Below are 21,011 nucleotides of genomic sequence, written 5' to 3' on the forward strand. Positions count from 1 at the left end.
GGACATGTGCCGCGACGGGTCCGTTGTACGTGAAAACCGTGCTTCGAAGGAGGCGTTACGATGACCGATACATTTGGACAGGCGTTGCTGTGGGCGGCGATGGGTTGCGGCTTCACCTGGCTCATGACCACCGCGGGCGCCGCGATGGTATTTTTCTTCCGCAGCGACCGGAGATTCATGCACCACATCTTCTTGGGCTTCGCTGCAGGCGTCATGATCGCGGCCTCGGTGTGGTCGCTGCTCAATCCGGCGATCGAGCAAGCCGAGGAGCTCGGGCAGATCGGTTGGATTCCCGCGGCGGGCGGTTTCTTGCTGGGCGTCGCCTTCCTGTTCGCGCTCGATACCTTCCTGCCGCATCTGCATCCCGAGAGCGCGGAGCCCGAGGGCGTGCGGACGAGCTGGAAGCGCACGACGCTGCTGGTCTCTGCCGTCACGCTGCACAACATTCCCGAGGGGATGAGCGTGGGCCTGCTGTTCGCCATGGCCGCCCAGGCCACCGGTGCGGCTTCCGACGCCTATCTGGGCATGGCGATCGCGTTGGCCGTGGGGATGGGGCTGCAGAACTTCCCGGAGGGCGCCGCCGTATCGCTGCCGCTTGCGCGCGAGGGCATGGGCCGGGGCAAGGCGTTTCTCATGGGGAGCCTGTCGGGCATCGTGGAGCCGGTCTTCGGCATCGCGGTGGTGCTGGCGGCTGGCTGGATCACGCCGTTCATGCCGTGGATGCTCGCGTTCGCCGCGGGTGCCATGATCTACGTCGTGGTCGAGGAGCTCATTCCCGAAGCGCACCTGGGGGAGCACTCCAACGTGGGCACGCTGGGCGTGATCGCCGGATTCGTGTTGATGATGGTGCTGGACGTGGCGCTGGGCTAGGGTGCGGACCGGAACCGCTCTCGTCTTTTGCCTTGGGATGGCGATACCGCGCCCTATCGTCCGGCGGCGTGCATCGCCGGGGCCTTGCCGTATCATGGGTGGAGAATCGCGACGCGTGCTGCAGGAGGATGAACGCATGATCAAGCTGTTTGCCAGCGACCTCGATGGAACGCTGCTCAATCTTGCCCATATGATGGACCCGGCCATCCGCTCGGCGCTGAAGGCCGTCACCGCTTCCGGCACCCATTTCGCCGTGGCGACGGGGCGCACCATGCGCTCGACCGACGACTTCGGATTTCGAGGCGTGCCGATCGAGGCGGTCTGCTCCAACGGCGCGATCGTGCTCGATCGGTCGGGCCGCGCGATCAAGAGCTATCCCATCGACCCGGTGTTCCTGAAGGAGCTCGTCGAAGCGTTTCCAGGCGCGTGCCTGGAGTGCGTAGGGCTCGATCGCACGTATGTGACCGGCTCCTTCGAGGACCTGATGTCCGGTTTCGTGGCGAAGGGCGGCGTCGCCTCCCAGGTGAAGATGGCTGCGCTGCGCATCCGCCGTCGTCAGATGCGATCCGATTGCGTGTTCGGCCAGGGCGCCGACGACGTCGTGGCGCATGATATCTGCAAGGTGAACGCCCGCGTCGCGGACCCCGGTCTCGAGGCGGAGCTCAAGGCCTTTCTGGCCGAGCATGAGCGCGAGGCTACCAATGCGCCGTTCAACCCCGTGATGTTCGAGATCACGGCCGCCGGCGTCGACAAGGGCGCTGCGCTCGAATGGCTTGCCGGCTACCTGGGTATCGAGCCCTCCGAGGTCGCCGTCTACGGGGACGGCGGTAACGATGTCGCGATGCTCGAGCGCTTCGAGCATGCCTACGCTACGGGCAACGGTGCCGACGACGCCAAGCGCGCTGCCGGCAACGTGATCGGCAGCTGCGCGGCGTACGCGGTGCCGCGGCACATGGTCGCGACGGTTCGCGCGCAGGGGGCGGTTGGCGCGTACACGCGCATCGACTAGCCTCGCATCCCCCTGCTCCATATCGCTTTTCAGCGCCCCGCCTCAAATTGGTGCCTGTCCCTATTTCGAGGCGGGGCGCTGTGTGTTGATATGCCACTCGTTTTATGGGGAAAACGAGACGGTGCAATGTTCATTCACACACTGTGCAATAATGCTCGAACAGTGCAATAGCCTTACAACTCAGAAAGGGGCGCGTGACGTTGGAAGTCCAAGCCGCCCAGAAATGCGACCGCCGTTCGCTTCGCTCGCAGCGCATGCTGCGCGATGCGCTCGCTGCGGAAATCGCCGAGACGGGTGACCTGTCGCGCGTGACGGTCGCGGCGCTCACCGACCGCGCGGGCCTCACGCGCCGCACGTTCTACAGCCACTATAAGGACATCCCCGATTTCATCGAGCGCGTGGAGGAAACGGTGCTCGATGAGGTGCGCGTGTACGTGGACGCCATCGCGGCAGCCACCCTGGAGGACCTGTACGAGCGCATCGACGTGGCGGAGCCCGCGTCGGGATCGGTGGAGCTGCTCACCTATCTCAAAGACAACGGCGACCTTATCGGCGCGCTGCTGGGGCCGGGCGGCGACCCCGCCTTCATCGAGAAGGTCCTCGATCTGGCGCGCGCGGTCGTGTCGGGCCGCATGCAGACGGGCATCCTCCCGTCGGCCCTGGGGACGTTCTTCGACTACTACCTCAGCTCCGTGATCGCATCCGAGGTGGGCATCGTGCAGCGCTGGTTTCAAAACGGCCTCAAGGAGAGCCCGCGCACCATGGCGTGCATCATGACCGTGGTGGCGTTCGTGCGCCCGGGCGACCTCTACGGGAAGCCCATCGATATCAACGTTCCCGCCTACGGGCTGCGCCTCATGAATATGAAGGTCGCCGAACCCCCGGCTGCATCCGAAGACGTGGCCGCGAGGCACGAGGAAGGGCATTAACCATGGCAGAAGCTATCAATTCCACGCTGTCCGACGGCGCTATCTGGAACCCGCAAAACGCGGCGGGTCCGCTGCACCTGGGCATCGACGTGGGCTCTACAACCGTGAAGCTCGCGGTGCTCGACGACGAGAACAGGATCGTCTACGCCAAGTACCAGCGCCATCACACCGACGTGCGCGCCTGCGCGCGCGATCTGTTCGCGGGCGCCGCGGCCGTGCTGGGCGATGCCCAGATGACCTGCGCGATCACCGGCTCGGGCGGCCTGCTGCTGGCGCAGTGGCTCGGCCTCGAGTTCGTCCAGGAGGTCATCGCGTCCAAGCGCGCGGTGGAAACCCTCATTCCGCAGACGGATGTCGCCATCGAGTTGGGCGGCGAGGACGCCAAGATCATCTACTTCGACTCGGGTATCGAGCAGCGCATGAACGGCACGTGCGCGGGCGGCACCGGCGCGTTCATCGACCAGATGGCCACCCTGCTGCATACCGATGCGAGCGGCTTGAACGAGCTGGCCGCCAACGCAACCACCATCTATCCCATCGCGAGCCGTTGCGGCGTGTTCGCCAAGACCGACGTGCAGCCGCTGCTCAACGAGGGCGCCCGCCCCGAGGACGTGGCCGCGTCGATCTTCCAAGCCGTGGTCACGCAGACCATCTCGGGCTTGGCGTGCGGCCGTCCCATCCGTGGCTACGTGGCGTTTCTGGGCGGTCCGCTGCAGTACCTCTCCGAGCTGCGCCGTCGCTTCTACCTTACGCTCGAGCTGGACGAAGAGCATCGCATCGTCCCGGAGAACGCGCACCTGTTCGTGGCGTCGGGCGCCGCGATGGCGCACGAGTCCGATGCGCTTGCCACGTTCGACCAGCTCATCACCGCTATCGATGCGCTGGGTGACACGCAGGGCTCCGAGGTCGAGCGCCTTCCGGCGCTGTTTGCGGGCGAGGCGGATCTCGCCGAGTTCAAGGCCCGTCACGACGCCGAGGTGGTTCCGCGCGGCGACCTGTCCACCTATGCGGGCGGGCGCGTGTTCATCGGCCTCGATGCCGGTTCGACCACGATGAAGGCGGCCATGGTGGGCGAGGACGGCCAGCTGCTGCACACCTGGTACGGCAACAACAACGGCGACATCCTGGGCACCGCCAAGCTCATCATGGCCGATTTCTACCAGCATATGCCCGCCGGCGCGCGCATCGGGCACGTGACCACCACGGGCTACGGCGAGGCGCTGCTCATCGAGGCCCTGAAGGCCGACTCGGGCGAGATCGAGACCGTCGCGCACCTGCGCGGCGCCCGCGCCTTCCTGCCGGGCGTCGAGTTCATCCTCGACATCGGCGGTCAGGATATGAAGTGCCTGCGCGTGCGCGACGGCGTGATCGAGCACATCATGCTCAACGAGGCGTGTTCCTCGGGCTGCGGCAGCTTCATCGAGAGCTTCGCGGTCTCGATGAACATGGACGTGCGCGCGTTCGCGGCCGAGGCCGTGGAGGCCAAGGCGCCGGTCGACCTGGGCAGCCGCTGCACCGTGTTCATGAACTCCCGCGTCAAGCAAGCGCAGAAAGAGGGTGCCACGGTGGGCGACATCGCCGCCGGCCTGTCGTACTCCGTCATCAAGAACGCGCTGTTCAAGGTCATCAAGCTGCGCGATCCGCACGAGATCGGCACGCAGGTGATCGTGCAGGGCGGCACCTTCATGTCCGATGCCACGCTGCGCGCGTTCGAGCAGCTCACGGGCGTGCATGCCGTACGTCCCGATATCGCGGGCTGCATGGGCGCCTACGGAGCGGCGCTGCTGGCGCGCGACCGCGCCGGCGCGACCGGCATCTCGACGGTGCTCTCCGCCGACGAGATCGCCGCGCTCACCGTGACGCAGCGCCATGCGCGTTGCGGCCGCTGCTCCAACAACTGCCAGCTCACCATCAACGATTTCGGTGGGGGCAGGCGCTTCATCACCGGCAACCGCTGCGAGAAGGGCGCCGGCCACCGCACGCGCAAGAGCGAGGCGCCCAATCTGTTTGCCAAGAAGAACGACCTGCTGTTCAACCGCGAGTCGCTGCCGGCATCCGATGCGCCGCGCGGCACGGTGGGCATCCCGCGCGCGCTCAACATGTACGAGAACTATCCGTTCTGGCATACGTTCTTCACGCATCTGGGCTTCTCGGTGGTGCTGTCGGACAACTCCAGCAAGAAGACGTACGAGGCGGGCATCGAGTCCATGCCGTCGGAGAGCGTGTGCTATCCGGCCAAGCTCAGCCACGGCCACATCATGAACCTCATCGAGAAGGATCCCGATTTCATCTGGATGCCGTGCGTGCGCTGGGAGCGCAAGGAGGACCCCACGGCGGGCAACTGCTACAACTGCCCCATCGTGATGAGCTATCCTACGGCGCTTGGCTTGAACATCGATGAGATCGGCGAGAAGCACATCGAGTTCATGTACCCGTTCGTGCCGTACCACGATAAGATCGAGCTGAAGCGCCGTCTGTACGAGCTCATCGCGGTTGAGCGCGTGGCCGACGCCGAGGCGGGCCGTGGGCGCGTGCGCGGGCCCAAGATCACCCGCACCGAGATCGACGCCGCCGTCAACGCGGCGTACGAGGAGGACGCGCGCTTCCATAAGCAGATCCAGACCATGGGCGAGGAGGCCGTGAAGTGGATCGAGGACAACGGCGGGCACGGCATCGTGCTGGCCGGCCGTCCCTACCACAACGACCCCGAGATCAACCATGCGCTGCCCGAGCTCATCTCGAGCTTCGGCTTCGCGGTGCTCACCGAGGACTCGGTGGCGCATCTGGTGAAGCCCGAGCGCCCCATCCGCGTGGTCGACCAGTGGATGTTCCACAGCCGCCTGTATGCCGCCGCGCGCTTCGTTACCATGCGCAACGACCTGGATCTGGTGCAGATGAACTCGTTCGGCTGCGGCCTGGACGCGCTCACCACCGACCAGGTACAGGAGATCTTGGAGGCGTCCGGCAAGATCTATACCGTGCTGAAGATCGACGAGGTGTCCAACCTGGGCGCGGCCCGCATCCGCGTGCGCTCGCTCATGGCCGCGCTCAAGGACCAGGAGGCGGAGCGCGCGGCCGAGGCCGAGCGCTCCGGCGCCGCCTACGTGCAGGGCGAGGCCGCTCCCGTGGCGCCGTCCACCGATGCGCCGGTGTTCGCCACGCATAAGTACCGCCTCGAGCCGCAGCGCGAGAGCGCCAGCGCGGCGTTCCCCAAGGTGAGCTTCACCGAGGAGATGCGCGAGGCGGGCTACACCATCCTGTGCCCGCAGATGGCGCCCATCCACTTCGACCTCATCAAAGAGGTCTTCCGAGCAGGCGGATACAACCTGGAGCTGTTGCCGTCCACCGACCGCGGAGCCATCGAGGCGGGCCTGCGCTACGTGAACAACGACATCTGCTACCCGTCCATCCTGGTCACGGGCCAGATCATGGAGGCGATCGAGAGCGGCCGTTACGACCTATCGAAGACGGCGGTGGTCATCACGCAGACCGGCGGCGGCTGCCGTGCGACGAATTACATCGCGCTCATCCGCAAGGCGCTGCGCGATTCCGGGCACCCGGACATTCCCGTGATCTCGCTTTCGGCGGTTAAGCTCGACGAGAACAATCCGGGCTTCAAGCTCACGCCGGGCCTGCTCAAGGCATCTGTGTACAGCGTGCTGTTCGGCGACCTGATGATGCAGATGCTCTATCGCTGCCGTCCGTACGAGGCCGCGCCGGGTGCGGCCAACGCGCTGTTCGAGGAGTTTATGGAGCGAGCTCGCGCCATGGCGCCGTCGTTCAGCCGCCGCACGTTTACAAAGCTGTCGCGCGAGGCCATTCAGGCGTTCGACACCATGCCGCTGGTGGGCGAGGGTTCCAAGCCGCGCGTGGGCGTGGTAGGCGAGATCCTGGTGAAGTTCCATCCCACGGCGAACAACCATGTGGTCGACGTCATCGAGTCCGAGGGCTGCGAGGCCGTGGTCCCGGGCCTGCTCGATTTCTTCCTGTATGCCATGAGCAACGCGAACGTGCAGAAGAACGAGATCGGCAGCTCTGCGGCCGAGCGTGCGGCGATGTCCGGCGCGATCAGCATGATCGACTGGATGCGCGCGCCCGTGGACGAGATGCTGGAGCGCAGCGCGCGCTTCGAGCGACCCGAGCCGATCTCGGTGATGGCCGACAAGGCCACGCAGGTGCTGAGCCTGTGCAACAACATGGGCGAGGGATGGCTGCTCACGGCCGAGATGCTCGACCTGATCGACCACGGCGCGCCCAACATCATCTGCACGCAGCCGTTCGCGTGCCTGCCCAACCACGTGGTGGGCAAGGCCGTGATCAAGGAGCTGCGCCGCCAGCATCCCGAGAGCAACATCGTCGCGGTGGACTACGACCCCGGTGCGTCCGAGGTCAACCAGCTCAACCGTATCAAGCTCATGATCAGCGTGGCCAAGGAGAACCTGCGGGCGGGCAAGGGCTTCGTTATGGAGCCCATCGCCACCATCCGCCGCGATTCGGTGACGAGCCGCATGAAGCCGCATCATCTGACGAGCGATGCCGAGGTGGAGCGCGTGGCCCGTCGCCTGGGCCGCGGCTTGCATTGGAAGCGTGCGAGCAGGGTGGACCAGGGCGAGTAGCTCGATGGTTTTGCATGCCGCATCACCATAGGTGAACAGGCCTCGGATCGGGGATGCCCCCTCGGTCCAAGGCCTTAACTTTGGGGGTTCGAGATGCCTTCGCGCCGCCTGCCGCGCCGCCGTCTATGGCGTGCCTCCAGTGCAGGGCGACCCGAGGGCTGAATGAGATAGATCCTGCCGCGCCACCGTCTATGGCGTGCCTCCAGTGCAATCTTGGCGACTTTACCCATTCATATCGCGATGTGCTTTGTATACCAGATTTGTAGCAAATCTCTGACCAGCGGATTCTCTCGCCGGGGGCAAATCTGTACTCGGGGGTTTTCAAATCTGATGTGCAAAGTCGGCAAAATTGCACTTCTAGGGGCCCCGCTGCGCGCTCGATCGCTCGATGTGCGTGCGCTCTCGGCTCAAAATCGAGCCGCCTTCCATGTCTTGGGGCAAGGGGATTGAAGTTCGAGCAACGGAGTCGGCTCAAATGTGATGCGGGCAGCCGATCGCGCAGCGGATTACAGCCGGCTACACGGCGGATTGCGGCTGAGCACGCGTCGCGTGCGGATTCAAAGCATGCGGCCCCGCGGGCGCGCGGAGGATTGAGCGAGGCTTGCCGCTGCTAGTACGATTTTGCCATCAGGTAGATGGAGATGCGCGGCCTCGTGTACTCGTCGAACTCCGCTTGGGGCTCCGTATCGAAGAGCGCCCAGGCGCGCAGCGTGCCGGTGTCGTCGAGGTCGACATCGAGGGCGGTGTAGTAGTCGCCGGTGAGGAAGGCCTGGCGGAACTCCTCGGGAAGCACGGGCTTCTGCACGAGTCCCGCATCCAGTAGCTCGATTCCCTCTGCCTCGATATCGACGCTCGCGAGCGCTTCATGGAAGCGCGCGAAGCACTCCTCGGCGAAGGCGAGGTTTTCTTCGGGCGTGCGGGCGATGTCGACATCGGCGTTGTATGCCACGCTGTCGACGGCGCCCAACTCGTCTGTTTCGATTGCGACGCTTGCCGCGGCGTCGTCGTTCTCGTCGGTGATGTTGCCGCTCACGCGGTATCCGCTGTCCTGGCGATGCTCGAGCGGCTCGTCGGCGAGGGTGTAGCCGCATACTGGTTCGAGGGCGGTGTCAAATGCCTGGATGGTGCGTGTCGACGCCTCCTGGGAGGCCGAGGCCAGCGCGGCGGAGTCCATGAAGCGCGGGACGAAGGCGAGCGTCAGAAGCAGGAGCGGCAGGCCCATAACCAGCAGGCGCGTGCGGCCGAGCCCGGGGAGCTCCAGTCCGTGGACGTGCGCGACCGCGGCCGCCGCCTTGCTCATGCGGCGCATGGTGTCGAAGAAGCCGTAGGTTGCCATGGCGGCGCCGGCGACCTCGAGCCCCGTGCTCAGCGCGTCGAGATCGTCGTTGTCCAAGGTATCGACCAGGCGTCCTGCGGCAGCCATGCCGATGCCGCCCGCGAGGGCGGGGTTCGAGTCGATATCGGCGTTGGCGCCCATCGCCTCGCGCTCGAGTTCTTGCCAGCGCTCGCTGCCGAGGCCGCGCCGGGCGGCGATGCCGAAGGCGATGCAGGCGGCGCCCTCGATCACCATGAGTACGGCCATGGCGATTGCCTGCATGTCTCCAAAGCCGCTGGAGCCAAGCCCGATATTGTCGATCATCACGAGCAGGATGGCGACGCCGCCCGTGAGAAACAGGGCTGCCAGGGAATACCAGGCAGCTTTGGGCAGCAGGTAGTACTTCTTGATGAGTTTGGCACCGCGCGCATCGAGCACGAGGGTTCCTCCCGGTTCGAAGCCGAAAGTCGGTTCTAGTCGCTGGCAACGAGTATCCCACATCTTGCGGTCGCGCGCCGCGGTGTATGCCGATGCATTCTGCGAACGGGTCGTTTGGGCGTTACGGGTGCTCGCTCCTGCGGACCGCGCGCAACGCCGCTTCGCTTGGGCTCGCCCAAAGGGGAAGGGCGGGCGCGATGGCTATAATGGGTGGGAAACGGCATGCGAGCGAACAGGGGACGAGATGCTGAAAGAGATGGAGCGCGAGCGGCTCACTGAGGACCTTCTGTCGCGCCTGCTTGAGGCGGACACCTCCGAGGCGTACCTTGCGCAGGCCGAGACGGTCAACTTCGCTCTGAAGGACTATTTGTCGGAGCTGCTCGCCGCGCGCGGGCTTAACAGATCCCAGCTTGCGCGAATGTCCTGCGTGTCGAGCCCGCAGCTCTATAGGTGTTTTGAGGGCAAGGGCAAGCCCGGTCGAGACGGTGCCCTGCGAATCGCCTTTGCGTTGGAGTGCAATCTTGCTCAAACGCAGCGTCTGCTGCGCCTGAGCGGCCTTTCTATCCTGTGGCCCAAAGACGCGCGTGATGCCATCATTATCTGGTGCATCGAGCACGGCTACACGCGCGAGGAGTGCGACGATGAGCTCTACCGTCTGGGTGAGCGGGGGATCCTCAAGGTCACGGGCGACCTGCGATGAGCGCGCGTGGCGCCCGCGTTCGCTTCGTACGGCCTGCCGCCGTGGGTTTCGGCGGGCCTTTCTGCTTCGTATCGGCACAGGACCTGGGCTTGTCTTCCCTTGCAAGGGGAAACATTTCGCCATGCCTTGGCCTACAATCGTCGCGCTTGCCCTGTCGTTGCGCGGCGCGCGCGAAGGGGGTGAGCGCGAATGGCTGAGTATAGGCGGAGGATTCCCGGTTTGAACAACGACCAGATCATGCACGCGATGGGTATCGACGACGCTTACCATGTCGAGCGCGTGCTCGCCCGGGGCCGCAACGGCGCCACGGAGCTGGTAACCATCGAGGGAGCCGGTCCGTTCGTGCGCAAGAAAATGCCCCTGGAGGATGCGAACCGTTCGGTTTGGGCGGCGCTTGCCTGCGGCGACTGCCCCCGTCTGCCGCAGGTGGTGGCAACGTACGAAATGCCCGATTGCTTCGTAGTCGTGTGCGATTACGTGCCGGGCGAAGCGCTCGAAGATCTCGTGGGGCGTGCGGGTGCGCTCGACGCCGGCGTGGCGGTTCCGCTCGCGCGCGATGTGTGCGAGGCGCTTGCCGCTCTGCATGCTTGCGGCGTGGCGCATCTGGATATCGCACCTGGCAACGTGGTCGTTGCCGCCGACGGCGCGCACTTGGTCGACTTCGGCAACGCTCGTCCCATTGCGGTGGATACGGGGCTCGCGGACGGTGTCGTGCGCCCCCGGGGAACCTGGGGTTTCGCGGCACCCGAGCAGTTCTTTTCGCGCGCTGGCGTGTGCTCCGACGTGTTTTCAGCCGGGCGGCTGCTGGGCTACATGCTCACGGGTATCGAGCCCGACGAAGATCGCATCAGCGAGTTCGAGGCCGCGCTGCGCGACGAGTCGCGCGTGCCCGTGTCTGCGCGTCGGCTGGTTGAGCGGGCGACTAATTTCGAGCCGAGCGCGCGATACCAGGGCGCGCGCGAGTTCGCGGCCGCTTTGGATGGCGCGCTGCGCGGGGAGGATGTCGACGCCAATGGGGCGGACGCTTCTACGTCGGCTGCCGGGCCTGTCGCGGCGCCCGCGAACGACCCGGATGCGCCGGAGGAACCTGCGCCGCACGCGCTTGCATCCGATGCTCCGCATGCGCCCGAGCGCCGCATGCGCTCGATTGCCCACAGCATCTCGCTGCTGATGCTGGCGGGCGCGGTTGCCGCGGGCGGCCTCGTCATCGCGTACAAGGTCTTCACCAAGCCGACGCGCCCGCCTTTATCGGCGAGCGATGCGGAAGCAGGTCGGGTTGAAGATATCGGGCCCGCTTCGGGGGGTGGAGCAGCGCGCGAAGACGATGTACGGCGCGCTGCGGAGTCGCTTCGAATCGTCGAGAGCGGCTGGCGGGCGAATGAGGCCGGCCTTGTTGATTTCGCGATCGTCATTAAGAATGCGAGCGGGGACCTTGCCGTTGACGACGCCGCGGTTTGCATCACGGGCCGCGACGAGGACGGCTTCGTGCTGTTCTCCACGACGCAGGCCGTGGGAGCCCTGTTTCCTCAGACCACGGCTGCGTTTGCGAGCATGTGCGGCAACGGCACGAAGCCTGCGACCGTTGAGTTTTCGCTGGAGAAGCCGATGGACTTCCAGGTACGCAGGTACGCCGGCAAGCCTACGGCATACAAGGTCCACGGCGCCTCCGTGGCGAGTGGCGCTTCGGGCCGTACCACGGTTTCGGGCGAGGTCGAGATGGTCGAGCAAGGCGATGAGGAGTTCACGACGGGAATCGTGTGGCTGTCCGCGGTGTTTCGCGATGTCGAGGGCGCTATCGTAACGGGCGCAAGCGGGTACGTGACGGCTCCAGATCCGGGTGAGCGCGCGCCGTTCTCGATCGACAGCTTCGACTGCCCCGAATACGCGACGGTCGACGTGGTCGCTCGGGCGCTGTAGGCGGGTCGCGGGCCCGACGCGCCGCCGCACCCGACGCGCCGCCACCGCATCCGGTGCCCTCGCCGTAGCGGGCCGTCGTCCGCGCGTCTTCCCCTCGCAGGGGAAGCTTCTCGCTCCAAAAGCATAGAGAATCAGGTACACCGTATCAGGGAATGCGGCGGCAACGCGCTGCGCGAAGCCGTCGCATCATGTCGAAGGAGTGTGCTGAGATGAAGAAGAGCGTTGCGGTCACGGCGGCGGTAGCCGCCTTGGCGGGCGTGCTGGGCCTTGCCGGCTGTGGCGGTACGACTGCGGGCGGAAGTGCCGAGCCGGCGCAGGAGCAGCCGGCAAAACCCGATGCCAAGGGTTTCGGCAAGCGTGTGGCCATCAAGCCGTCGCCCGATAAGTACACGTGGTACGTCAAGGATTATCGCGGCATGAACGCGGCGTCTATCGGCTACACGGCTCTCGATTGCTTCCGACGCGATCGGTACGGCGAGGGCATCGTGAAAATCGTCTATGTCGCGCCGGACGGCACGTTTATCGATCCCGAAGATGAGGAGCTGCTTAAGCAGTACGTTGTCGTGGGGCAAAATGTCGAGCCAAACACCGAGATCAAGCTCACCTTCGAGGTGGACGAGGACGGCGTCGAGTACGAGAACCTCACCTCGTATGTGAGCTTGGACGAGATCGTTTTGGCCGTGGACAAGACGGGCAGCAGGAAGTCGCATGATACCGCGATGACGCCGCTCGAGATATCGCCCGATAAGTACACGCACTACATCCGCGATTACGTGGGGCGCAATCTGGCGGAATGCGGCTACTCCACCATGGGCGGCTTCTTCGCCGACAGCTACGGTGATAGCTGGATCAGGTTGACGATCGTGACCGAGGACGGCGCCGCGGTCGATATCGAAGACAAGGCCGCGCTCGCGCAGTACGTCGTCGTCGATCAGGACGTCGCGCCTAACACGGTGATGAGTTACACGTATTCGAAGGACCTGGATGGCGTTGAGTACAGCAACCTGGTGTCCTCGAAGACGATTGAGGGGCTCACGCTGTATGTGACCAAGATCGAGGCGTAAGCACATCGGACGCGTGATCGAGACGAACGAGGGCGCGCGGCGAGACGCATGGTCTTGCTGGCGCGCCCGCGCTTCATAGCCTTGCTGTTCAACCGTTGAACAGGCTTGATGGAATGGTTGAGAGGAGGCTCCATGGGGCAGCGTGTGCCGGCAGAGGGATGGAAGATCTCGCAGGTTGTGAGTCTTCTGAATATGGAACGCCGCGATATCACGCGGTCGTGCTACGCCGATCGTCGACGCGGCGGCGCGGGGATTTTGCAGCCCGCCGATGGCTCATGGGGCCGACGCAGCTATAGCGTCGAGGATATCGGCTGGCTGTACCTGGTCAAGCTGCAGCACGAGGCCGGATTCAGCTTGCCCGAGATCGCGACCAGGATGGATACCTCGGTTGGGGTCGAGGGCCTGTGCGACCTGCTGAGGGCCGTCGAGGACCGCGCGGCCGAAGAGTTCGACGAGCTTCAGGCAAAGCGCGAACGGGCACGCGTGCTGCGCTACGCGCTCGAAGGGAGCGCCCGGCGCGCGCAGGAGTCGCTCGAGCAGTATCTGAACGACCGTCTGGGCGCCGAGACCGTCGGTATGCTGAGGTTTCTCATTGCGCGCCCGATGGCCCCCGATGTCGATGGCGCTCCGCAGTTCCAATTTGGCGTGCAGGATTGCATGCGGTTGCGCCAGGTTCTGGACGAGCCCGGCATGGACCTCGCGATCGACCTGTGGGCGGGTCCGGGGTCATATGAGCGGCTGGTCGAGGCGGCGGTCGGTTGGACGGGCGCGTAGGCGATGCGGCATACGTAGTGCGCTCCCATGGGCAGTTCGTTGGGGCAATCGCTTGGCGGTAGATGGGGAGGTCGGCTAGCCATCGCGTATCGGGAAAGAGAAAGGGAGAAGTATCGTGAACATGAAAGAGAAGATGAAGAAGCTGATGGGCGGCAAGACCTTCGCCCTGCGCAAGAGCGTGGTCTTTGCGCTCGTGGCGGGCTTGCTGCTGGGTGCGGGCGGCGTACTGTTTTTCCAGTGGTACAACCCCAAGGATGAGCCGCAGGTCGAGACCATTGATACCTCGATGATCATGAGTCGTGTTATCGATCGTAGCGATATGGTGACGGCTTCGCAGGACTACACGATCGTTGAGAAGGCGGGAGACAAGAACAAGCTCTTCGACTTGATTGAGATTCCGTTCACGCAAAACAGTTTCTGGTACCTCTATGCAGGCAGCATTGAGGCAAGTGTGGACCTGGGCAAGGCAACCTGGGAGCCCGAAAGCTCGGGCGTGCTCAAGGTGACACTGCCGGAGCCCGTGCTGCAGAACATCCCCAACATGGACGTCTCGGGCGTGTTCGAGGAGCACAACAACGTGCTGAACCCCATCCATGTGGAGGATGTCGATGCGTTCCAGCGCGACTGCATCGCCAAGAGCAACCAGCAGGCAGAAGAGGGCGGGCTGAAGGAGCAGGCTAAGGCGAACGCCCAGGCCAACCTGCAGACCATGTTCGATGTTGCGTGCGGTGAGGGCAGGTGCACGGTCGAGATCACCTGGGTGCCGGCGGAAGGCGGTGAGCAGGGTGAGTAAGAACACGTTGGTCGTCATCGCCGTCATCGCGGTGCTCGCGATCGTGGCGTTCGCGATCTACAACGCGACCGTGCTGTCCTGGGGGTAGCGTGTAGGGGCGGTATTGATTTCCGTTGACCGAAGGGCCCGCCATATGTCTGCAGATGCATCTTTTTTCGGTCTAATCTGTGCATGAGACATGGTGTCAGGTCATTTGTTTAGGAGGACGCGATGGATGTAGAAGAGCATGGTCAAGAGCAGGTTCAAGTGGAAACCCCCGTGGGGGCGGAAGATAGGACTGCGGTCGATATTGCCGCAGCTGCGAACGCTGCGATAGAAATCGCGTTGCTGGCGGTTGAGTTCCTGCCTGGTGGCCCCGTTGCTTCCAAAGTGGCAAGGGGCGTAAAGAAGTTTGCTCCGGCTGCGAAAGTTGTTGCTCAAAAGTTGCCAGACATGGCTCCCGTTGTGGTTCAGATGGCCGAGAAAGCGCATGATAAAATGCCCACCGCTGCTTCAGCTGGCGCCGGGAAAGTGAAAGGCGCTGTCAAAGATGCTTCCGACCAGCTTGGCGAGAAAGGACGAGCGCTCGGAGCAAGGGCCCGCGATGCATTTGAAGAGCGCGAGCGCGAAAAGATGCTCAAAGCTGCACGAAAGGCTTTGCTAGATGGCGCCGGTAACAAATTGACTGTCGGCCAGTTTCTGCAGAACTGGGAATTGCAAGTGTCGCCCGTGGGCATGATCGGGGATGGTTATATGGCGTTCAGCGGCTGCTATGCCATCGCCACGTATGCGTCTGTGGTCAAGAAGGGTGACTTCAGCAACTTCAAGGGTATCTATATCGGTAAGTCCGAAAACATGGGCAAAGCGATTTATAGCGATCTAATTGGCTTGGGCAATGTGGATGTATACGCAGACGTGAAGTACAAGCAGCACGTTTACATTCTGCTCTATCCGTGTTCCCTGAATAAGATCGATGAGCTTGAGGCGTCGTTGATTACGGCGCTGGATGCTGACCTCTCGTACAACAAGGCGAGGGGATAATGGCTGCATGCTATGTCGATGTCTTATATGAATGCGTCCAAGCCAGTCAAGGCTCATGAGTGATGAGAAAGTCTATTCAAGCTGATCAGCATGAGAGAGGAGGGGAAATGAGCGATAGATTTCCAGATGTTGATTGGTGGCGCGATCGCTACGGAGCGCTCCTGAATGCTCAAGATGGCTTTGACGACAACCACTATGTGTGGAAGTGTACGGGGTACGGGCATAAGAACAGTATCTCAAGTGAGAACATCTACGATTCACATGCAGACTTCTATGCATTCAAAGACAACTGATTGTTTGCACGTTTTTGTTTGTGGGAGGTGAAACGATGTTCGAGACCTGTCCCAACTGCGACATGCCGCTGGATGGTGCGGATTACACGGCGCAATGGGGGGGACAATGAATGTGGCTATTGGACTTGCCCTCACTGTGGCGCAGAGGGGTAGAAGATTGGTGCACTGATGACGACTAGGGCGTCTAGGTGATTCAACTGTTGTTGACAAAAAGGAGCTGGTGACTAGTCGATGCCACGGGCTTTTAGTGTGGTCTAGTGTTGGTTGTTCTTGATGGATTTACGATTGCTACTGTGGCAATAAGCTCCAATATGAATTGACTGCTATTTTGCAATTAGCCGAAAAGCCTACTCGTTGTTCCACCCTGTATTTGAAGGGTGGATGAATGGACAAAACCATTTGAGTCGTAATGAAATCGGTGCATCTGCGATAGGAGCTTGTCAGGCCCGAGCCTTAAGGGGCCTGTCAATTCGATCGGAGCGGCTTTCTTGCTGATTGCATGGGTTTGCAGCGATTGCATTATTGGACTATAAGAGCTTAATAAAAGAGGTGACGTCAGTTGTTTGGTAAAGTGCGAAAGACGAGAAGCGACTGCACTGTAGGATCATATGAAAAGAAGCATGGTATGCCGAAGGGTACAATTCGTCTTCCGAACGGAAGGAAGGCTAGAAAGGATAAGACCCTTGGTGCTCTTCGGAAACAAAGCGGCAACGAATATCGCTAATCCAGGCTAGTAATAATACGTTGTCTTGCTTCGGGCGACGCATGGTGCACTCTCTGGATATACGGAATATGCCGCCGACGTTGCCGTGGGGTCGCCTAGCGGCAGCAGGAGGCGCTGCACTCGCAATAGAGCTTAATCAAGCGTCTGTCGATATAGTCATGCTGGCCAGATTTGATGGGAAGCGGCTCTGTCGGTGCCTGCTTTGGAATCTTGCCGTCGTTATTTGTCAGGACGCAATCGCCTTGCTGGGTGAGTCAAGCTGTCGTGGAGTTTGGCGACGATGCATCTTTGCAGACAGGCACGTGGATGGGCTGCGGCCTTCGTTTGCCTAAAAAGGCGTTAGCCGCCCACGATAAAGAGGCTAGGCAATTCCGAGGTCTCCTTCGGCTTCGTATTTGAAAATGAGATAGGCGTTGTCGTGGAGGAACCGCTCGATCAAGTGGATCTCCGCTGCAGAACAGCGTCCTCCTCAGGACTCCCAGGTATATGATGGCAGCTCGCAGCGAACGGAGTGGAAGTCCGCGCCTGTGGGCAGCTCGAAATGCGCGATTGCTTTCCGAACGCCTTCATTTTCGATGATGCCGGTATGCATGACTTCAGTGCCGCCGGCGAATGCGAAATACGGGTGCATCATGGATCATCACCCTTGAGCGTATCGAGGCGTACAGCATGCTTCTTGCAGCTTGGTATGCCCGTGGGCGCACGAGCCGGCCTGCGGCGCCGCTGCGTGCCACAGACCGGCCTACCTACTTGAACAGGTCCTTCAATCCGAAGGTGGTCTTGCGATAGACCTTGTTGTACGCGGCTTTCTTGGGATCGCGCAGCCAGCCCATGCCCTTCTGGCCGTAGCCGGGGATAAGCGCCTTCTTTACGGCGCGCTTGGCTTTGCCCGTCGTGCGGGCGGCGAGTGATTTCTTTAGGCTGGGCTTGCGCATGCCGAATTTCATAGCGTTCACGCTCCTCGATCGTGATGTAGCGGCGTCTATTCCGTCGTGAACTCCACGCGGTCGAGGCCCTCGACGTCGAGGCGGATGAGCTCCTCGGCCATCGTGCGCTGTGCCGCGTCGAGCTCCTCCGATGTCACCACGCGTGCTACGAGCTCCTCTTCTACCTTGTTCGTCGCGCTGCCGCCGGTCGCCTCGGCTTGCAGGCCTACCGTGTAGCGTTCGAAACCCGGGCAGACCACGGCGAGCTCCTCGGCCGTCTCGGCCGCGCCATAGGAATCGGGCGTGGGATCGTCGGCGGCCTTGACGAGGTTGGACGTGATGAACAGGCTCGGAATAGCGAAGATGGCCGTGCCCAGCAGGATGCGCCAGCGGATCTTGTGCGACTTCGCGCGGACGTCGGCGTCCTCCTCGGCCGTTACAACGCCGTCCTCGTTCAGGTCGCGCTTGAGCGGCACGCGCAGCAGCACCAGTACCACCATGGCGGATAGCGAGATGAACACCACGTTCACGCCGAACTCGTATAGGGCCGATAGCGCCACTCCCAGGTTGGCCGCGGCGATGCCGTAGCCCGCGGCGCACAGCGGCGGCATGAGCGCCGTTGCTACGGCGACGCCCGAGATGAGGGTTGCCGGCTCCTGGTCGCGCGAGTTGCCCAGGCCGCCCGCGAAGCCTCCTACGAGCGCCAAGATCAGGTCCCATACCGTTGCCGTCGAGTTGTCCGCGAGCGACGGCGTCATGCCCGCCACGGGGGAGAGATGGAAGTACAGCGTGGATGTTATGAGGCAGAACACCATCTGTATGACGAGTCCCGCCACGGCATCGCGCGTGAGCGCGCGATCGAAGGTGGCGACGCCGTAGGCGATGGCAAGCACCGATCCCATGATGGGGCAGATGAGCATGGCGCCCACGATGGCGATCTCGGAGTTCGTATCAAGGCCGATACAGGCGATGATCATAGCGATGATGAGGATGCAGATGTGGTTGCCGTTGAGGCGCGCGCCGTTGACGAAGCGCTTGCGGATCACATGGTAGGGCGCGCGTCCCTCGCGGATGTTGAACGTGTGCTGGATGAACCGGTGCAGGCTGCGGCAGAGGCGCTGCGGAGCGGACCGCTCTCCGTGGCGGCGACGGTGCCGGTCGATATACTTTTTAAGGTCGGGATTGGTGCTTGCCACGACGATTCACCTTGCTGACGTTGGGGGCGTGTGCGGTGTGACCGCGCGATGCGGCCGCGTGGTATAGTGTACGCTCACATGGGTACAACCCGTGGCATAACGTGTGAGCTGCGCGCGCCGGCGGAACGGCGCTGCGCTCGTCGAAAGGACTGCCCCATGGCAGTAGATGAGAAACTCCTCCTTGAGGTCCTCGAGCAGATTCGCCCCAACCTGCAGGCAGATGGTGGCGACATGGCGTACGTGGGCGTGGACGACGAGGGCGTGGTATCGCTTGAGCTGCAGGGTGCTTGCGCCGGCTGCCCCATGAGCCAGCTCACGTTGTCCATGGGCGTGGAGCGCATCCTGAAGGAGCACGTGCCCGGCGTCACGCGCGTCGTGGCGGTCAACGACGGCCCTGCGTCCGATCTGTACGACGACTACATGCCGTTTTAATCGAGCGCATACACGCGGTAACGTGCGGTTGCGCAAATTCGACGGGCGCCGGGCAGGCGCCCGTCGCGTTTAAAGAGCGGCGCGTACGCAGCGCCGCTCGTTTCAAGGAGGTTGCTCCATGCTCAACGAGCTCTACCAGATGCTCGACCCGGTAGCATTTTCGGCCGGTCCCCTCACTATCTATTGGTACGGCATCGCCTATGTGGTGGGTTCTATCCTTGCGGGTGTCGTGGCGTACCGCGTGCAGCGACGCTGGAACATGGGACTCACGGTGGACGATATCTGGATGCTCGTCACGGGCGCGGTCTTCGGTCTCATCATCGGCGGCCGTCTGTTCTACGTGATCTTCTACGGCGATGGGTACTACCTGACGCATCCCTTGGAGATCTTCGCTGCCAACCAGGGAGGCATGAGTTTCCACGGCGGCCTGCTCGGCGGCCTGCTCGGCGGCTACGTGGTGTGCCGCATGCTCAGGCTGTCTCCGTGGACGGTTGCCGATTTCGCCATCGTCGGCGTTCCTCTCGCCCTGGCGCTGGGCCGCTGCGCCAACTTCGTGAACGGCGAGCTGTGGGGTAAGCCCACCGACCTTCCCTGGGGCGTGGTCTTCGGCGGCGCCGCAGGCGAGATGCCGCGCCATCCCTCCCAGCTGTACGAGGCATTTCTCGAGGGCATCGTGTTGTTCGTGGTGCTCTATGCCATGAGCCGCAAGCGCCCGGTGCCTCCGCAGGGGGCGTTTATCGGTACGTTCGTGCTCGGCTACGGCGTGGTTCGCTTCCTGATCGAGTTCGTCCGCGTGCCCGATGCCCAGCTGGGCTACCTGTTCGGCGGCGTGATCACGATGGGTCAGCTGTTGAGCCTTCCTCTGATCGCGATAGGCGCCGGGCTGCTGGTCTATGCATACCGCGCGAAGCGCCCGCAGCGGGCCAAGCTGGTCGACGACGCGCCGGCGCAGCAGTGAGCGCCTCGCCTCAACCGTGGTGCTGGCTTCGCCCGATGGTTCCAGGGAGGGGGCACTGCGTCGGCGTTGTCCGCCGGCGTCTGGATGGAGGCGACGCGCCGGCAGGGGTTCGCGAGCACCGGCGCAAGAAGACGGAATGAGTGCGCGCCCGTTCGGCATGTCGTCGGACGGGCGCCTTCATGAAGGGAGCAATCATGGAAGGCGGACGTGTGCACGACGCCGCTTGGAAGGTGGCTGCGTATGCTGCCTCTACGGTGGCGCTGCTTGGGCTTTGGCATCTGGCGTCGCTCGTCCTCGCGTCTCCCGCCCTGCCCGCGCCGCTTGAGACCGTCCGCGTGCTCTATGCCTATCTTCCCGAATTGCTGCCCGCCTTTCTCATAAGCTTGTATCGCGTGCTGGCAGCGCTGGTTGCGGCATCGATTCTGGCGATACCGCTGGGTCTTGCATTGGGCAGGTCGCCCCGCCTGGACGCCCTCGTCTCTCCCGCCTTACACATCCTCTATCCCATTCCAAAGGTCGTGCTGCTGCCCATCTTTTTGGTGATGCTCGGCTTAGGGGATGCGTCGAAGATTGCGCTCATGGCGGTCACGGTGTTCTTCCAGATTCTGGCGAGCGTTCGGGATGCTGCTGCTTGCGTGCCGCGGGGGTCGATCCTGGCCGCTCGAAGCCTGGGGGCGGGTCGTATCTGCACATGTCTCCATGTGGTGGTGCCCGCCGTGCTGCCAGAATTGTTCACGGCGCTTCGCGTTGGATCCGGGACGGCGATCGCAGTGCTCTTTTTGTCCGAGGCCATCGCGGGGTCGACGGGCTTGGGTTATTTCATCGTCGACTCTTGGTCGATGATCGACTATCCGCGCATGTTCGCCGGCATGATCGGCATGGCGGTGCTGGGCGTGGGGATCTACGAGGCGCTCGCAGGGGTTGAGCGCGCCTTGACGCCGTGGAGAAGGGCATAGCTTTGCTGCTCGTGCAGGCCGAACGGTGCCGGACGTTCGAAGCAGGCTGGAATCGGCAGCGGAACTGCATATTTTCCAATT

General features: G+C 63.1%; 16 protein-coding genes. 13 read left to right on the top strand and 3 right to left on the bottom strand.

Annotated features, from left to right (window positions below):
- Positions 1 to 60: 60 nt before the first annotated feature.
- The 4 genes from E4J93_RS06095 to E4J93_RS06110 all read left to right on the top strand — a co-directional run bounded on the left by E4J93_RS06095 (position 61) and on the right by E4J93_RS06110 (position 7,424).
- Positions 61 to 870, top strand: coding sequence for a ZIP family metal transporter (locus E4J93_RS06095; RefSeq protein ID WP_147588576.1), 810 nt, complete (start codon positions 61 to 63; stop codon positions 868 to 870).
- Between the two features lie 136 nt (positions 871 to 1,006).
- Positions 1,007 to 1,879, top strand: a complete 873-nt coding sequence (locus E4J93_RS06100; RefSeq protein WP_147588577.1) for an HAD hydrolase family protein — start codon at positions 1,007 to 1,009, stop codon at positions 1,877 to 1,879.
- A gap of 194 nt (positions 1,880 to 2,073) precedes the next feature.
- Positions 2,074 to 2,808 (top strand): TetR/AcrR family transcriptional regulator, encoded by a 735-nt coding sequence (locus E4J93_RS06105; protein WP_255431943.1) that lies wholly within the window; start codon positions 2,074 to 2,076, stop codon positions 2,806 to 2,808.
- Between the two features lie 2 nt (positions 2,809 to 2,810).
- Positions 2,811 to 7,424, top strand: coding sequence for a 2-hydroxyacyl-CoA dehydratase (locus E4J93_RS06110; RefSeq protein ID WP_147588578.1), 4,614 nt, complete (start codon positions 2,811 to 2,813; stop codon positions 7,422 to 7,424).
- A 610-nt stretch (positions 7,425 to 8,034) separates the two neighbouring features.
- On the opposite strand, the gene E4J93_RS06115 is transcribed toward E4J93_RS06110, so the two are convergent.
- Entirely contained in the window at positions 8,035 to 9,177 is a 1,143-nt protein-coding gene (locus E4J93_RS06115) for a hypothetical protein (protein WP_147588579.1), read from the bottom strand.
- Positions 9,178 to 9,421: 244 nt separating this feature from the next.
- Between E4J93_RS06115 and E4J93_RS06120 the strand changes: the two genes are divergently transcribed.
- The 6 genes from E4J93_RS06120 to E4J93_RS06145 all read left to right on the top strand — a co-directional run bounded on the left by E4J93_RS06120 (position 9,422) and on the right by E4J93_RS06145 (position 15,445).
- Positions 9,422 to 9,877, top strand: coding sequence for a helix-turn-helix transcriptional regulator (locus E4J93_RS06120; protein WP_222705698.1), 456 nt, complete (start codon positions 9,422 to 9,424; stop codon positions 9,875 to 9,877).
- 189 nt (positions 9,878 to 10,066) lie between these two features.
- Entirely contained in the window at positions 10,067 to 11,794 is a 1,728-nt protein-coding gene (locus E4J93_RS06125; RefSeq protein WP_147588580.1) for a protein kinase, read from the top strand.
- 209 nt (positions 11,795 to 12,003) lie between these two features.
- The gene (locus E4J93_RS06130) at positions 12,004 to 12,858 is read left to right on the top strand and encodes a hypothetical protein (protein WP_147588581.1); all 855 of its coding nucleotides are present in this window, start codon (positions 12,004 to 12,006) and stop codon (positions 12,856 to 12,858) included.
- A 132-nt stretch (positions 12,859 to 12,990) separates the two neighbouring features.
- Positions 12,991 to 13,632 carry a MerR family transcriptional regulator gene (locus E4J93_RS06135; protein ID WP_187231631.1) on the top strand — a complete coding sequence of 214 codons (642 nt, stop codon included), beginning with the start codon at positions 12,991 to 12,993 and terminating at the stop codon, positions 13,630 to 13,632.
- Between the two features lie 121 nt (positions 13,633 to 13,753).
- Positions 13,754 to 14,425, top strand: coding sequence for a DUF4230 domain-containing protein (locus tag E4J93_RS06140; protein WP_255431945.1), 672 nt, complete (start codon positions 13,754 to 13,756; stop codon positions 14,423 to 14,425).
- A gap of 210 nt (positions 14,426 to 14,635) precedes the next feature.
- Positions 14,636 to 15,445: a hypothetical protein gene (locus E4J93_RS06145; RefSeq protein WP_147588584.1), complete on the top strand. Its 810-nt coding sequence runs from the start codon at positions 14,636 to 14,638 to the stop codon at positions 15,443 to 15,445.
- A gap of 1,763 nt (positions 15,446 to 17,208) precedes the next feature.
- On the opposite strand, the gene E4J93_RS06155 is transcribed toward E4J93_RS06145, so the two are convergent.
- Positions 17,209 to 17,409, bottom strand: coding sequence for a hypothetical protein (locus E4J93_RS06155; protein WP_147588629.1), 201 nt, complete (start codon positions 17,407 to 17,409; stop codon positions 17,209 to 17,211).
- A 35-nt stretch (positions 17,410 to 17,444) separates the two neighbouring features.
- Positions 17,445 to 18,584, bottom strand: coding sequence for a DUF389 domain-containing protein (locus E4J93_RS06160; RefSeq protein ID WP_255431944.1), 1,140 nt, complete (start codon positions 18,582 to 18,584; stop codon positions 17,445 to 17,447).
- Between the two features lie 156 nt (positions 18,585 to 18,740).
- On the opposite strand from E4J93_RS06160, the gene E4J93_RS06165 reads away from it, so the two are divergent.
- The 3 genes from E4J93_RS06165 (at position 18,741) to E4J93_RS06175 (ending at position 20,930) form a co-directional block, all read left to right on the top strand.
- Positions 18,741 to 19,016, top strand: a complete 276-nt coding sequence (locus E4J93_RS06165; protein WP_147588587.1) for a NifU family protein — start codon at positions 18,741 to 18,743, stop codon at positions 19,014 to 19,016.
- Positions 19,017 to 19,134: 118 nt separating this feature from the next.
- Positions 19,135 to 19,974 (top strand): prolipoprotein diacylglyceryl transferase, encoded by an 840-nt coding sequence (gene lgt / locus E4J93_RS06170; RefSeq protein WP_147588588.1) that lies wholly within the window; start codon positions 19,135 to 19,137, stop codon positions 19,972 to 19,974.
- Between the two features lie 194 nt (positions 19,975 to 20,168).
- Positions 20,169 to 20,930, top strand: coding sequence for an ABC transporter permease (locus E4J93_RS06175; protein ID WP_147588589.1), 762 nt, complete (start codon positions 20,169 to 20,171; stop codon positions 20,928 to 20,930).
- Positions 20,931 to 21,011 lie beyond the last annotated feature (81 nt).

It is taken from the genome of Collinsella sp. BA40 (genome assembly GCF_008014645.1).
In the GTDB taxonomy this organism is placed as follows: Bacteria; Actinomycetota; Coriobacteriia; order Coriobacteriales; family Coriobacteriaceae; genus Collinsella.

What these genes read in the sequence shown, in the direction of transcription:
- E4J93_RS06095 (WP_147588576.1), top strand. Translation starts at nt 61, where the DNA reads ATGACCGATACATTTGGACAGGCGTTGCTGTGGGCGGCGATGGGTTGC.
- E4J93_RS06100 (WP_147588577.1), top strand. Translation starts at nt 1,007, where the DNA reads ATGATCAAGCTGTTTGCCAGCGACCTCGATGGAACGCTGCTCAATCTT.
- E4J93_RS06110 (WP_147588578.1), top strand. Translation starts at nt 2,811, where the DNA reads ATGGCAGAAGCTATCAATTCCACGCTGTCCGACGGCGCTATCTGGAAC.
- E4J93_RS06120 (WP_222705698.1), top strand. Translation starts at nt 9,422, where the DNA reads ATGCTGAAAGAGATGGAGCGCGAGCGGCTCACTGAGGACCTTCTGTCG.
- E4J93_RS06125 (WP_147588580.1), top strand. Translation starts at nt 10,067, where the DNA reads ATGGCTGAGTATAGGCGGAGGATTCCCGGTTTGAACAACGACCAGATC.
- E4J93_RS06130 (WP_147588581.1), top strand. Translation starts at nt 12,004, where the DNA reads ATGAAGAAGAGCGTTGCGGTCACGGCGGCGGTAGCCGCCTTGGCGGGC.
- E4J93_RS06135 (WP_187231631.1), top strand. Translation starts at nt 12,991, where the DNA reads ATGGGGCAGCGTGTGCCGGCAGAGGGATGGAAGATCTCGCAGGTTGTG.
- E4J93_RS06140 (WP_255431945.1), top strand. Translation starts at nt 13,754, where the DNA reads ATGAAAGAGAAGATGAAGAAGCTGATGGGCGGCAAGACCTTCGCCCTG.
- E4J93_RS06145 (WP_147588584.1), top strand. Translation starts at nt 14,636, where the DNA reads ATGGATGTAGAAGAGCATGGTCAAGAGCAGGTTCAAGTGGAAACCCCC.
- E4J93_RS06155 (WP_147588629.1), bottom strand. Translation starts at nt 17,409, where the DNA reads ATGAAATTCGGCATGCGCAAGCCCAGCCTAAAGAAATCACTCGCCGCC.
- E4J93_RS06165 (WP_147588587.1), top strand. Translation starts at nt 18,741, where the DNA reads ATGGCAGTAGATGAGAAACTCCTCCTTGAGGTCCTCGAGCAGATTCGC.
- lgt (WP_147588588.1), top strand. Translation starts at nt 19,135, where the DNA reads ATGCTCAACGAGCTCTACCAGATGCTCGACCCGGTAGCATTTTCGGCC.
- E4J93_RS06175 (WP_147588589.1), top strand. Translation starts at nt 20,169, where the DNA reads ATGGAAGGCGGACGTGTGCACGACGCCGCTTGGAAGGTGGCTGCGTAT.